The following is a 14,961-nucleotide window of genomic DNA, read 5'->3' as shown; positions in this document are numbered from 1 at the left end:
TTGCGGGTCTATGGTTGATGCATGACCACGGACCAGACTCCCCTGATTCAGCCGCAGGCGACCGCTGCCGGCGCACATCTGCTGCCGGCATTGCATTACCAGCGCAGCTACCGCATCTGGTGGGTCGCCGACACCACGGCCTTGCTGGCTGGCGGCATCTACTCTTTCGTGCTGCCGCTGATCCTGCTGGGACTGGCCGGTTCGACGGTGCAGGCCGGCACGCTGGCCGCCCTGGGACTGGCCGCGCGGGCCAGCTTGACGCTGCTTGGCGGCTCCGTGGCCGACCGTTCCGACAGGGCACGCATGATGCTCACCGGAGGGATTTGCGGTGCGACACTCACCTTGGCACTGGCAGTGGCCAGCATGAGCGGCTCGCTGAGCGTAGCAGTGCTCTGCTTGGCCCACGTGCTCATGGAACTGCGTTCAGGCTATTTCGGTGCCGTCACGAATGCCGCACTCAAGGACGTGGTCCATCCCAAGCAGTTGGGACGAGCCATGGCGGCAAATCAGGGACGCGATTCGGTGCTCATGCTGGGCGCGGCTCCGCTGGGCGGGCTCCTGCTCGGATTCGGAGCAGGGTTTGCCCTGTTGGCTGTCAGTTTTCTGCAGCTGCTCGCCGCCGCTTCGGGGTTCGCGCTGCGCGGACCATTGCGCGCAGCCGAAGCCATGTCAAAGCCCATGGAGCACTCCCCGGCCGGCAGCCGTCCGGTCTCGCCCGGCATCGCGGCGGGCATGCGATGGTGCTTCGCCAGGCCGCAGCTGCGCAGCCTGCTCATCTTGATCACCGTCGTCAATATCGGAACCAACGGACTGAACACGACGTTGATCTATGGGTTGCAGCAACGCGGCGAAACCCCATGGGTAATCGGCTTGGTATCCACATTCATGGGCCTGGGCATGTTCGCCGGTTCGCTGTTCGCCGGACGCTTGATCGAGAAATTCCGGACGGGCGTGCTGGCCTGCAGCTGCTTGAGCGTTCTGGGCGGAGCGATGCTGCTAATGGGCTTCAACACAAATCTGCTCTGGCTGGATGCCATGCTGCTGGTGGCTTACCTGAGCGTTCCTGCGTTGAACGCGTCGGTCGGAGGCTACTTCATGGCAGTAGTCCCGCGGGAAATGGCAGGACGAGCCAATTCCCTGATCTTGTTCATGGCCCTGTCGGCTCTGCCGCTGGCGCCGTTCCTCACCGGGCTCGGCCTGCAATGGCTGGGCATGGGACCGACATTGCTGTTCTTCGGCTCACTGGTGATCGTTGCAGCTATCGCCGCCTGGTGCTCACGGCACGTGCGCGGCATCCCGCACCCGGATCAGTGGTCCAGCGAACCGGCGAGCGCAAATTCTCAGATCGAAGTGGAGGCGAAGGAATCTGCAGGTTTGGTTTCTGCAGAAGACGAGCCGACGCAGGTTCAAGGAGAACCGAGCATAAAAAAACTATCCAGCATCAAACTCATCCGTTTCGTCCCGGCGGCTTGGCTTGCGCCGCACTCCCAGCAGCGTACAGCGCAACCATCACCTGCCGAGCCGCGTCGACCTGGAACTCCGCGCCCAGCGTGAGCGCGACCTGTCGTCGCCTCGCAACGAACAGTGGATCCATCTGTAGTCAGCCAGAAGTTGAACTGCCTGCAGTTTTCCCTGAAGCTCGCACTATGCGGACGACCCCAATAACCAGCACCGCGAATAGCGCAACTCCCCCTGCGGCAGTGACGAGCCCTCCTGAGGTATAGAAGTAGAGAGACGCAGTACTCGCAACGAACGCGCTCGCGCAAAACCTTCCCCACGCCATGAGGTGTGCGCCTTCTAGGCCTATCATTCGAGGTCTGGGCACCCTAGGCTGGTTACATGAACAAGTCGGCCCCGCCGACCATCAGCGCGATCACCCTCGGCGTGCGTGATGTCGGTGCTTCAACCAGGTTCTATACCGAGGGGCTGGGTTTCGAGCTGGTGCAGCCAGCCCACCCGGAGATTGCCTTTGTCCGTGCCGGGCATTCCTTGATGCTGGCCTTGTGGGACGTTACGCAGATGCCCAGCGAGTATGGCGACATCGGACACGGCGAGAAGGCTCCCCCTGTGTCGCTGGGGCACAACGTGCACACCGATGAGGAAGTCGAGCGGTTCTACCGGCGAGCGCTTGATGCCGGAGCGCAATCCGTGACGGCACCGGCTGTGCAGCCGTGGGGTGGAATGAGCGCCTGCGTGGCCGACCCGGACGGGTTCCGCTGGGATTTCGTGCATAATCCGTCATTCGTCATTGATGCTGACGGGCATGTTTCCTCGGTTTGAGGTTTTTCAGCCTTGGGTGATGTTTCTCGATGTTTCCGACTCGGGCCAGGGCTCTGCGGTCAGCGACGGCCACTGGGATAACCACCTTTTGATCTTGGCTTCGTAGACTTCCCGCGGGGCAAGCACTGGGTTCGGAACGATCTTCCGGGCGAATAGATCTGCAAATCCATGCGGGGCGTAGGTGGCTATTTGCCCATGGGCGTCGCGAGTGACCGCAAAGCAGCAGGTCTTCGCTGCAAAATGATTGATGGCATCCGTGGAGCTGGTGAAGGGAATGGCTGGCACGCCGAAGTGCTCCTCGTACCAAATGTGGACGCGTGCTTCATTGCGGACTTCGATTTCTGCGTCGATGCCTTTGAAGAGTTCTTTGGCCCGGCGTATGACTGCGTCTTCCGCCTCATAGGACGTATCTTCATCGAAGTAGAAGAAGTCGTAGTCGCGAATTCCGTTTTGCGGCTCCTTGCCCTCAAGCACGTTCCATACCGTTTGGAATAGTGCACCTGCGGTGAGCCACCAGTCCGAAACACCTAGCTGTGGCGCGAGGTGGAGGATTTGCTGGTTGACGGGGTTTGCCTGGACGCACTTGAGAAAGAATTGTTCGTCCTGTGCGCTCACGTTCCTTTGCCCCTCGCGTCAAGTACTTGTTCCTTTGGAGCCAATGTACATGCTGGGCAAAACCCTGTCAGCGAACCAGCGCATCATGCCCCTCTCTGGTCCAGCCCTTCGGCTTCCATCCGCTTTGCCAGCTCGCCGACGCTTTCGATGCTGCGAGCACCTTCGCCGAGCTTTGGCCGGTAGCTGATTTGCGGGCGGCCCTGCTCTTCAAGGTACCCCGCAGCGGGCAAGGTTTCGGGCTGATGCAGGTCCCAGGCGTTCAGCGCCTGCAGCGAGATGCCACGTGGTCCGGTGCGCCGGGTGACGCCATGGATGAGCAGCATGCGGGTAGAGAAAAGCAACGGCCCGGTGCGTTGCTGGGTGTCGTCGAAGAAGGTCGCATCGATGCAGCCTGTCCCGTCGTCCACGGAAATGAAGACCACGCGCTTGCCTCCGCGCATGGGCGGGGTCTGGGTGGCCACGCGCACTCCGGCGACAAGCACCTCGGTTCCGTTGCGCAACTGCAGCAGCTCGGCCGCTTGGGTAATAGGCAGGTGCGCCAGGCGTTGCCGGTAGGAAGAGATCAGGTGCTCGCTGGCATCCAGGTGCATCAGGTCCAGTTCGGTACGCACCACTTCGGCAGGTTCCAGCTCGGTTCCGGTGGCCTTGATGTGTTCGATTTTCCCAAGGTCAAGCGCCAGCTGTCCGGGGCCGGGCCGGTATTTGGCCGGAAGGGAGCTGGGGGCCATGGATTGCGTGTGGGCGATGGTGTCGGCACGCGAGGTCCCGGCGAGCAGGGAGTCGAAGACGCCGAGGGCCGCGAGGTTCTGGTAGGTGCGGCGTGAGAGCCCCGCGCGGGCGCGGACATCTGCAAGGTGCTCATAGGGTTGGCCAGCGACCAGGCGTTCGACTTCGCGTTCGCTCATCTGGTGGATGTCGCGGAAGGCCAGGCGGACCCCATAGCGTCCAGGGCGCAGCGAGCTGGGCGCGCGTGGCACCACCGGGAGCTTCGCTGGAGCGGATTCGAACACCCGTTCGACCCGGTAGTGCCCGGTGGAGCGGTTGATGTCCAGCGGCAGGATGGGGATGCCCATGCGCCGGGCTTCGGAGACCAGCAGCCGCTTGGGGTACATGCCCGGGTCATGTTCCCAGATGCCGGCAAGGAAGGCTTCGGGGTGGTGGGCCTTGAGCCAGGCCGAGTGGTAGGTGGGCACGGCGAAGGCCGCCCCGTGGGCTTTGCAGAAGCCGAAGGACCCGAAGCCGGAGAGCACTTCCCAGACCTTGTCGATCGTCTCCTGGCTGTAGCCGCGCTTGGTTGCTTCGGTGCGCACATAGCGTTCTACGGCTGGTTCCTTGTCCGGATTCCCCAGCAGCCGGCGGTAGACATCGGCCATGCCCAGCCCGCAACCGGTCATCACATCCAGGATGCGCAGCACCTGTTCATGGAAGACGGTGACCCCATGGGTTTCGGCGAGCGCTGGAATCAGGTCCGGGTGCAGGTATTGGGCCGGGGCGAAGCCGTGGCGGTGCTCCAGGTAGGGCTTGACCATATTCGATTGCATGGGGCCAGGGCGGAACAGCGAGATGTCGATGATCAGGTCGTTGAATTCGCGCGGGGCGAGCTTGCCGATCAGCTCGCGCTGGCCCGGGGATTCGATCTGGAAGCAGCCCAGGGTATGGGTTGAGCGGATCAATTCGAATGTGGGTTCGTCATCCAGCGGCACCCGGGACAGGTCGATCGCTCCGGCAGCGGAGATATAGCTGTCATCCACATGCCCTCCGGCGCGCGCGACCGACTGCTTGTCCGTATGCATGCGGGCGATCTCTTCCAGGGTGTAGGCGATGGCTGATTGCATGCGCACCCCAAGCACGTCGAGCTTGATCAGCCCCATCAGGTCCATGTCGTGCTTGTCGAACTGGCTCATCTGCAGCCCGATGCCCGACGGCTGGACCGGAGTGCGGTCCAGCAGGCTCGCGTCGGAGAGGATCACTCCGCAGGGGTGCATGGAGATATGGCGCGGCAGCCGGTCCAGGCGTTCGGTGGCGTCGATGAGGATATCGAGCTGGGTGTCATCGGTAATGCGTTCGGCCAATGCCGCCAGTTCCGGCTTCTCGGTGAGCGCTTCGCGGAAAGAGGACGCGGAGAAGCGCCAGAGCTGCTTGGCGATCTCGTCGACCTGCTCCTGCTCCACCCCGAGGGCGGCTCCTGCATCGCGGACCGCGCCGCGGGCACGGTAGGCGTTCTGCATGCTCATCAGGCTCACGCGCTCTTCGCCGAAGTTGGCGAAGATCTCCCGGTAGATCTCGTGGCGGCGTGCGGATTCCACATCGATGTCGATGTCCGGCAAGGTGGTGCGGGTATCGGAGAGGAAGCGTTCGAACACCAGGTCGTGGGTTAGCGGGTTCACCTGGCTGATGCCCAGCAGGTAGTTCACCAGCGAGGAAGCGCCGGAGCCGCGGGCGGCCACGCGGATTCCCATGCCGGTGATCAGCTTGACGGTTTCGGCGACAGTCAGGAAATACCCGGCGAAGTCCAGCCGGTCGATCACCCCGAGTTCCCGGGCCAGGCACTCTTCAACCAGGTTCGGGTCCGCATCGCCCAAGAGCCCCGGCACCGCACCGTAGACGCGGCTGGTGAGCTCTTGCATGGCCGGGCGATCCAAGCCGAGGACCTTGGCCTCGGGGATGACCGGTTTCTTCCATCCGAGATCAGCCACCGGGTCGGCCGCAGCCCATTCGGCGAGCGCTTCGGTTTCCCGCAAGAGCTGTTGAGCCCAGCTTCTTTCGGTGGCATAACCGATTTCCTTGGCCAGCTGGCGCATCTCTTGCGGGGTTTTCAGCCACCCTTGGCCGTTGGGCTGGCAGGAGTCCAGGTTCTTCAGGCTGTGCAGGGCGCGCGCCGAGTCCAGGATGTCTGCGGTGACCGCACCGTCGGGATCCACGTAGCGTACAGCGTTGCTGAGGACTGCCTTGATCTCCCGCTCGTGGGCGTAGCGCAGCAAGCGGCCTGCTTCGCCGAGGCTGTAGCGCGATCCGGGACTGGAAAGGTGCGTGGTGATCTCCACGCGCAGCATCTTTCCCAGCCGCTTCTTCCAGTTGGCAAGCAGCGCCCGGGCGTGGGCATAGTTTCCCTTGAGGATTGCGCGGGCCACATCCGATTCCCCGCCGAGCAGGACCATCAGATTTCCTCCGGCGCCCAGATGCGCCAACTGCCCGGCTTCCAGGCCCGGAACACCATGCGAAGTGCCATGCGCGAGGGTGATGGCCCGGCACAGCGCCGCATACCCGGCGCCATTGCAGCGCCCACGGGCCAGCAGGACAATCCGCCCTTGGGCTTCCCCGTGGCTATCGAGCACCGCAAGGTTCACCCCGAGAATCGGATGCAGGCCTTCTGCCATGCAGGCTGCCACATGCTTGACCGTCCCGTACAGCCCGTCCCGGTCAGTCAACGCAAGCATCTGCGCCCCCTGCGCCTTGGCCGCCTGGGCCAGCTGCTTTGGGTGCGAGACGCCGTAATGGGCGCTGTATGAAGAACTGACGTTCAGATGGGTGAAGCTCATGGAGGTCCTTCGAAAATATGTTCCCCTGCCGGGACATCAGGCGCTGCGGGCCAGCGAGTCATGCACGCGCACCAGGCGCCACCGCTCAGTTTGCGCATCAAAACTCACATCGACGCTGTGCACTTGGCTGGATCCGCGCACGGCGACCAGCTGCAGGCGCCACATCTCATAGTCGGCAATCCCCGCACCGGCTCCGCGGGGAATCCGCAGGTTCTCATCCCACCATTTGCGGCGCTCGAACCAGCGCTGCGGTTCAGCCACCAAGCGGTAGTCCTGCCCCTGCCAGCTCACGCGCAACGGCATCCCATTCGCTGCGCGAGCCACCTCGATCGACTCGGTGAACATCCCCACGTGCGCACTCCTTACCTAGTAGAACCATTCTATTCGAACATGTGTTCGAATGACAGTTACACTAGTCAGCACGACCGACAGTTTGGGTTGGGCAATCAGAAACCCGGAGAGATGGCACGGGCAGATTCCTCCCCATGCATGGGGAGGCCGACGATGTCGGCAGGCAACGGCGCTGACCGACCGAAATCACTGCCTATACTCGTCGAAAAACGATGACTCATATGGAAACCCTAGCGCCCCACGGCCGGACACCTACTCGAACGTCAGTGCGTGCCCAGAAGCTGTCCTAGGCGATGCCTAAACCCTAACGGCTAACCACCTAATCGCCGGGGCCGGGCTCACCTGCATTTTCCTTACTCGTGCTCTGACCACGAACGCCACGTCAGCTTGTCTCCCCACCGGTCTTTCAGGCGTTGCACTAAGTCTGGCCTGAGCAACAACGCCGCACCTTCCAGTCGAGGGTATGACATGTAGTAATCGCTGTGTCGATACGAGGCCCGCCACACTACATGCGCGAGGGCTGGACCGGTCGGATCGCTCATGACCATCTCGACATCATCGAACGCCACACCAGACAGGTCGAGCGCCTCGACGAGCACCGCAGATGGGGCGAGCATCTGGGGCAAACCGAGCCGTGCACGGTCGTCGACGAACAGGCCGACGGGACGCGCTGTAGCCGCCAACCGGATCCGGCCCACGCTTCTCTCAGTTTTTCGTTCTGGATGCAGCCACTGCGCGAGCGTCGTTTTGTCCAAGGGCTCGGCCCACTCAGACTTCTCTATCGTCCCCAGATCCGCCTCTACACCGGCTTCAATGTACGACCATTCGTCCGGCTTGGTATGGCTTTGCGTCGGGTTGGCACGGCGCGACTCGCAGTACGCTAATACAAACCAGTCGGAATATGGGTCTCCAGCATTTAGTGCAGAAACCGTCCAAGGTTCTGCTTCGCCAAGTCTCTCGACCACCACTCGAGCTGTCTCTGACGCGGCTTCTTGCTCAGTCGGCTCGATTCTCACTGGCGGAGGCGGCAGCGCGGGACGGGGAATCCTTCCTCGCTCAAACATCACCGGAATGGGACTTAGCATGATGATATCCGCTAGCCCGTCCTCCCACTCGACTGCTCCAGAGATGAATGTCCCATTGGCGGCCAAGCGGGCGCGGATGCCGCCGGCAGCGCGCTGCAGCGACTCCTCAGCGACATGCTGGTCGAGAAGAACTGCGTCGGGCCACTCTCTACCGCCCAGCTTTCTGGCGGCTTTGTGCCATTCACTAGTGAAATCTTCATTATGCATCTCACGCGCAATTAGCTCCACAACTGCCAGCGCGAACCCTTGGATTTGCGCGTCAATGAGATGCGGGCGGAACGGTGCTCGGCGGTACGCTTCGATGGCCATTGACCAGCGCTGGCTCGCGTCTTCCGGCCCTGGATCTTCACTGGGGAAAACGTTCGGATCCGAAATCGGGTCGGGAAGATTCGCGTCGGTCAGATAGCTAAGCAAGCGGCGCGCCAGTACGCGCACTACGAGGTAGTCGGATTTTAGGTGATTTTTGAGCCCATCTGTGGAGTGATCAAGCAGCGATGGGTCCTTCGCCGCAACCCGCTCGACCATCGTCAACAGCAACACCGGGGCCACGGCTCCCGACATGAAGGCCAGAGCCTTCGCCAACCCATGTGCGAACAGTACCGGCCGCAGCGTCGCCAAGTCCTCAAGAGCAATCATCGTTCGTCGCAGGTTCTCTCGCCCCGGGTGGGAGAGACCAGCAAAGGTTGTAAGCACTAGAGAGTAGTCCTGTGCAGAGATGACAGGCTCTGCGGAGGACAATTCGTGCCGAACACCATCGAAATATTCACCGAGTTTTTCGCCAGGAGTTAGCTGGACACGTCCAGAGATGATTGCAAAGGCTTCGTCCCACACGGCAAACGCTACGTCCATCGCCGCGCTCTTAGCAGGCGTCTGTTGCTCGCCGAGTGTCACTTGCTCAGCGGGTACAGCGGGCGCTTCGAGCGCCCCAGCGCTCAAAGCCTCAATCAGGGCACGCGTAATGCCCAGAGTCTGTTTCCCGTTCAGGCGACGCTCGATGGCGATCCCGACGGCTTCTGATGTTACTTGCGGAGCGAGCGCTGTCGCCCGGCTCAATAACTCCATATGGTCAATGCCACCAAAGGCCAGCCAACCGCTGCCGTTTCGAGCTTGAGTCCACGCAAGGGCAAACGCCCGAGCAGCCATCTCCCGCAGAATGTGTGGCGGGGGGTCCTGCGCGGTACCCCCTACACTTGTTGCGGAACTCGAGACATCTGCGGCGTCTTCGAAAGCATCACCGATGCGGACCAGTAGCATATGAGGGTCGTAGGGGGAAGCCACTTCGGACAATGCCTCGAGCACAGTGGAAACCTCGGCAGACCGACCGTCTTTGAGAATGTCCTTCAAGCGGGCTCCAATTGCGTCGGCATACGCATCTACGACCACAGTGCGATTGGTGCCACGGCCGGCATCAACCCCTCTGCGTCGCCAAGCGCGCGTCAGAATCGCAACCCCGACCGCTCCCGCAGGGGCACTCTTGGCCAATCCATCGACCTCCCCTAGCGCAGCGGCAACGGCGGCCTGGTCCTCCCGCTCCAACGTAGGGTTTATGATGCTTGAGCTCTGACTTAACGATGGATCAGGCCGGAGATCTGAGGTGGAGGTTTCACGCGATGCCGGGCCCCGCGCTGAGTCCGTGACTGGTTCGCCCAATCGCCTAAGTCCTCGCTCGGTCGACATCTCATTGAACGAGGCAATGATTGCCTCGTACGCTGTCGACTCTCTGACGTCCGACGGGCTAGTTATCTCGTCACCTCGTGTCAGCGCACGCTGCAGGACCTCATCGAGGAGCGCCATATTTCCAAGCTCGGGCTGCTCCGCGGCAAAACGTCGCAGGACCTCTTCGTATATCGCGGCGCGAGGAGCAGCCGGCAGCGTTGCAGAGGCGAGCACGGCGAGCACTGGGTCAGCGGACAGTGCGTGACTTGTCCATAGATCCTGACGCATCTCTTCCCAGTGTGTCCCTTTGCCTCGTGAGGCAAGACCGTGCTCCAAGGAGTTCTCGGCGTGCGCGACTGGGTCGGCTTCGGCGAGCAGTGCCCAGCACCGCAGCGGGGCGTGCCGGGTTTCACGGCCGTCACTGTGCTGCCAAGCGCCATATGCCAAGTCGAAGGCGTCAGCTAGCCGTTTGAGTCCGCGGACCTGATCAATTTCGATCAGGCTCTCCAGGGGATCGAGCACTTCGAAGACCGTGATGTCTTTGTGCCATCCGTAGCCAAGTAACGAGTCGCACGCTGCGCTCCATGCTCTCTTCGCTTCGTTAGTGGCTTCTCGAGCCTCGACGTCAGCCCCCGGGGCGTCCGAGCGCTCCGCGGCGATATCCGCACGACGCAGTTGGACGAGGGCGTCGAGCAGATGGAACTCTGCAATATCGCTGTAGAATCTCTTCGATGAGAGCTCGATCTCGCGGCGGATCTGCTCGCTGAGGAACTCGGCATGCTCATCTGGCAAGGTTTCAAAGCCGAGTGACAGCACCCTGTCCGGGGGGAAGGGCACTCCCATTTCACCGTCGACGCTCCTAGTAATTCTCCGACCGACGTCGAGCAACAACTCAATGCCGCCCGTCCAGTCGTCTGTGTCCAGCAGCCGTACAGCCCTCGCGACCGTCGACCAGATGATATCCATCTCCTGGTACAGATCAACGGCTCGCGGCCTCCCCTTGAATGGCCGGGCGTCCTCGGTCAGACGTGTTAGGGCCTCCATTGCTCGCGAGCTAGTCTCGTCTGTCGTGCATGCTTCGGCTCGTACGAGATCCACGCAGAAGCGAAGCCAACACCGGTACCAGCCTTCGCCGGCAAGCGTAGCGATTACGGCATCCAGAGCAATCGGCTGTGTCCCGCAACGCTCCAATGCGTCAAGGAACAACTCGCAGTTCCGCAGGCTGTGATGCTCGAGCGCAGCGTCGGCTGCTGCCAACAATGCTTGCTGATCCGCGTCTGCTATTGCCGTCGCGACCGCTGCGCCAGCGTTGGGGCCACGAGCGGATAAACCCCCTGGTCTGATCTCTGCACCGAGCTCACATGCCCGATGCAAGCAGCCCGGAGGCAACCCCGCCTCAAGAGCCTGAGTCGCCCATCCCACGGCTGATCCGTACGAGGCTATATCTGCATCGTTGTCGAGAGCCTCGACATGTTCGGCCAGTGCTAGCAGGAAGGCGCCTTTGGCTTCGACATTCTCGACCATGGCAACGGCAGCGTCGATGCCGAGGATCTCACTGACAATCTCTACCACGACGCGGCACCGGCCAAGTGACGGATTTTCGTCGCACCACTCCTGCCCTATCGCAAGCAGCTGCTCTAGATCTGACTGCTCGTCGGTCCGGTCGGTCTCGCCGGTCTGGTTGCGGTCCCTTATAGCCGCACGCTCCAAGGCACCCTCGATCGACTGCAGCCGCAGCTGCCCGCGCAGTAACGCAGCGTCGACTGCATCATCGTCCCGGTGATCATCGCCTTCGCCCTGATCCCGCCAAGCGTGCAGGTACTGTCGCCACGGTGGCGCGAAACCAGCCCGATCTAGTTCGGCGCAGAGCAACAGCCCGGCCTCAGCTGGCATCGTAATTAGGCCGTCGCGCAGCATACGATCGGCCAACTGTTGGCCCCCAAACAGAGCCAGTCGCACGTCGAGGAAACGAACGTCCAAGTCAGCGAGACGCTCATGCTCGTAGGTCTCCACGCCGCGCATAAGCTCCAGCGACCGCACTACCGCTGGCCAGTCGCCTATCCGCTGGGCGCACCGAATCGCCACGGACAGGTTAGCCCGTATCGCAGACGGCGGAAATCCGGCCCCGACTGCTTGCGCAGCGAACGACCTGTCGACAATAAAAAGCACGTCTTGGTAACGTCGTGCGGCCGCCAACAGCGGCAACATCGACACGAATGCACGTCCGTCGTCGAAAAGCCCAAGCGAGTTCATCCACACGACAACCGCATCGATCCGAGCACTTAATGCCTCGGGCGCGGCGTCCAATTCTCGGCGGAGAAACCGCGCGAACGACTCGTGGTAAACGGCAAACCCACGGGGGGAGCTCCGCAACACTGGCTCCAGTACGCGCAATGCTTTGGAGATCCGGTGTCCTTGGCTAGGTTGGATTGTGCTTAGCTCTTCCTCGGTAAGTGGAAAATCCACCAAGGTGAGCGTGTCTGCCGCTGCTTGCCCGCTGTCGTCGAGCAGCTCCGCCAGATATGTGTAGTAGTGTTCAAGGTCGCCGTCGTACGGCGGAATCGTTTCGAGCACCTCAGAGGGTGATCCCGACGTCATGTCCAAAGTCGCTCGGTCTGGACGCATCAGTTCGCGGGCAAGGTACGTCGCGTAAAGCGGGTTGCCGCCCGAACGCCGATAAATAGCCTCCACCAACCGCATGCGTTCGGACGCAGTCGACTGCGCCGGCACGAGGACAGCGCCACCGACGTCGCCCTCGGATTTCTCTTCGCCCTTGGAAACAAATGAGTCCATAGGGGACCTGCCAACGACTGTGCAGCCACCAACAGGTTCCGAGAGGCCAGCATCACCCTTTGCACGGCCCTCGGCTTCTCCAAAGAGACCCAACCGACCAACCAGCCCGCCTATCTCATCCACGTCCATCGGAGGAATCGGCACGGTGACCGCACCCGCTCCGATCAACGGCGCAAGATGTTCACCCGGCTGACTCAACACCACGACTGTGCAACCGGAGGGCGGTTCCAGCGCCGCAATCTGCGCAGCCAACGCGTACGATGCAGACATCGCTCCAGGCTTTGTGCCGCGGACTCTGGTCACGTGGTCCAGGCCGTCCACGATGAGAGCCACCGAATGCCCGGCCTGACGGGCAACGGCGGACACCAAATGCATCAGAGTCTGCTCGTCGGCGCTGAAAATCGGTCGCTGTTCCGAGGCTAGGTCCGGATGGGCAAAAGCGACCCGTTCCATCAGCGATCCGAAGATCCGCTCACTAGCGACTCGGTCGTCGCGCTCCTCCTCCGAGTCATTGAGAAAGCAGTAATGTTCGGCCACTGTCCACCCGTCGTTCGAGAGAGAAGACCTCAGCTGATCGGCGACCCACGACTTGCCCTGCCCGGGCGGTGCCTGAGCAATCACATGGCCACCGGCCAGAGCGGCTGCCTCGATAGCAGCGCGAAGGGACTCAACGGCACCATCGCGTTCCACCTGCTGCTCTGGCACGGCGGGACTCCGTCGAGTCACGCTACCGTAGTCCGTCCTCAATGAGAGGACGCGAAGCAGCTCGACTCGCGTTAGCGGCTCGTGTGAGGCTCTCGCCTTCGCCGCAGCTGCAACCAGCGAGGCGGCCACATCCTCGGGTCGGCGGTTCTCGTTGGGGTACTCACCCACACCCACCTCGGTGCGCAAGCGCCCGAGCAGTAGTTCTTCAAGGGGCCCGGGTTCCGCGAAGTCGCTCGACATGGCCGGCGCGTTGACTTCGACGATAAGCCGCTCACACAATTGTGCGATCTCATCGCGGGTAAAGGTGAGTCCCGTAGAATACTTGGGTTCGGTGCCAGTACCGGCGGCTGGTACCCGCAAGAACTCCCACGCGTCGCCAGCCGGTCGTGATCCTGCCCTAGGTCGGTGCACGCCGTTCCACAAAGCGTCCGAATTAAACCGATATCTCGTCGTGGACGTTCCCGCAACCGACGGCCCTGGGTCTGGATCGGCCGCTACCAGCACGGCGGTGAGGACCGTGTCGGTCGGAATAGAGTCGCGCAGATAGACAGTATAGGACGTCTTAGCAGCTACCGCAGGATTGGCGGCCACATCCGCCTTGATGCCGCGCAGGACCTCACTGAGAAGCAGTGATCGGGCGGGGCGAGCGAACGTATCGACGTCGAGCTCTCGGGGCTCCACCTGATGCTTGATCTGGCGCCGAGCACGATGACCGTCCAAACCTTCGATAGTCAGGTCGTCGAACCGATCGTGTTCACCGCACAGGCGCGTATCGCACCAGATACGCTCGGCGCGGCCAAGGATGACGTCCACTGCCTCCACCGCCGCCAACAGGTCCTGGTAGACGTATCCACGGTGTGCATGGTGCAGATCACTCATTAGAACCTGTCATCAAATTATCCTTCACCTGTTCGTCTGTCGCGAGCTTTTCGACTGCAAAACTATGCAGCAAGCGGCTCACCGAAAGCTGTCGAGCTGGGTCGACCTGTAACCTCATGTGGATACATGACGTCTACGGCCGACAATACGGCTAGAATCTGAAGTCGCCGGGCTCGATGGCTCTTGTGACATGATGCCATCAGCTGGTCACAAAGCTATCGCAACTGTGATGCGATAAGACGCCATCGATCCCGCGAAAACACACCGGACACGGACCCGCAGCTCAAGAGTCGTAGCTCATTGCCTAAGTCTATGCCAATCCAAACTGCACGGTGTCATAAAGCATTGCCTGAGCCTGATACAAAGCTTCGGAGTCCCGGGTCTATGTCGCGTAGATGTAACCTCCTCGTCCCAATGCCGTTTAGTTAAGCTGCAAGAACTCCATTCAACCCGCCCAATCAACAGCGTGTCGCCGACGAACCACCGGTTCATCGATGGCATACTTCAGCCGTCTTAGATCGTGAGACGTTCACTGATAAGGCTTTTAATCAAACGAAACCCTTGTTAAAGATGTGAATTGTTCACCCCAAAATGCAGTACAGGAGTTCCTCGTATGCCAACATCCCACCGACCAGCACCACCAGGCCAATCCCGGATCAGCAGGCAGTCACAAACCACCCTGCCAGAACTCATAGAGGCCTTCGGAGAACTGCACCTCGGCGCCCTGACCGAGCACATCCCCTGTACATGGTCGACGAAGCCCCAACCTTGACTGGCACCCACGAACAACGCCTCCGCCTGCTCATCTATTGCAAACATCCCGGTCTGCGCGGCGGCGCCGGGACCCGAAAGCCAGGGTCCTGGCCATGCTGGCCTGTGGCACCCGCAGGAACATCGACGCCGTGTCGGACCCAACGGCATCCGGAAAACCACCTACGCCCCTCAGCTACTGCGCTCCATAGGGTCGCGCATGCTGGTCATGGCCGATCGGAACTTCGTCGCCGCGGATCTGCTTAGCCAGATCGCCGGCACCAGCGCCCAGTTCCTGGTGCAGGTCA

General features: G+C 61.7%; 6 protein-coding genes. 2 read left to right on the top strand and 4 right to left on the bottom strand.

Annotation, left to right across the window (positions count from 1 at the left end):
• The first annotated feature begins 21 nt into the window (after positions 1-21).
• Both ANI01nite_RS00460 and ANI01nite_RS00455 read left to right on the top strand, forming a co-directional pair.
• Positions 22-1,554: an MFS transporter gene (locus tag ANI01nite_RS00460; RefSeq protein WP_141355264.1), complete on the top strand. Its 1,533-nt coding sequence runs from the start codon at positions 22-24 to the stop codon at positions 1,552-1,554.
• A 285-nt stretch (positions 1,555-1,839) separates the two neighbouring features.
• The gene (locus ANI01nite_RS00455; RefSeq protein ID WP_121866873.1) at positions 1,840-2,280 is read left to right on the top strand and encodes a VOC family protein; all 441 of its coding nucleotides are present in this window, start codon (positions 1,840-1,842) and stop codon (positions 2,278-2,280) included.
• 6 nt (positions 2,281-2,286) lie between these two features.
• Here the strand turns inward: ANI01nite_RS00455 and ANI01nite_RS00450 are convergent, their stop codons facing one another.
• From ANI01nite_RS00450 to ANI01nite_RS00435, 4 genes are all read right to left on the bottom strand, one after another.
• Positions 2,287-2,895: a nucleotidyltransferase family protein gene (locus ANI01nite_RS00450; protein ID WP_141355263.1), complete on the bottom strand. Its 609-nt coding sequence runs from the start codon at positions 2,893-2,895 to the stop codon at positions 2,287-2,289.
• Positions 2,896-2,978: 83 nt separating this feature from the next.
• Positions 2,979-6,434: a DNA polymerase III subunit alpha gene (locus ANI01nite_RS00445; protein WP_141355262.1), complete on the bottom strand. Its 3,456-nt coding sequence runs from the start codon at positions 6,432-6,434 to the stop codon at positions 2,979-2,981.
• Positions 6,435-6,470: 36 nt separating this feature from the next.
• On the bottom strand, positions 6,471-6,779 hold the full coding sequence (locus ANI01nite_RS00440; RefSeq protein ID WP_245858489.1) for a DUF6504 family protein: 309 nt from the start codon (positions 6,777-6,779) through the stop codon (positions 6,471-6,473).
• Positions 6,780-7,138: 359 nt separating this feature from the next.
• Positions 7,139-13,903 carry a hypothetical protein gene (locus ANI01nite_RS00435; protein WP_141355261.1) on the bottom strand — a complete coding sequence of 2,255 codons (6,765 nt, stop codon included), beginning with the start codon at positions 13,901-13,903 and terminating at the stop codon, positions 7,139-7,141.
• Positions 13,904-14,961: the final 1,058 nt, after the last annotated feature.

The sequence above is a fragment of the Glutamicibacter nicotianae genome (assembly GCF_006539525.1).
Lineage (GTDB): Bacteria > Actinomycetota > Actinomycetes > Actinomycetales > Micrococcaceae > Glutamicibacter > Glutamicibacter nicotianae.
The sequence above is the reverse complement of the archived record's forward strand: the minus strand, read 5'-3'. Positions and strand labels throughout refer to the sequence as shown.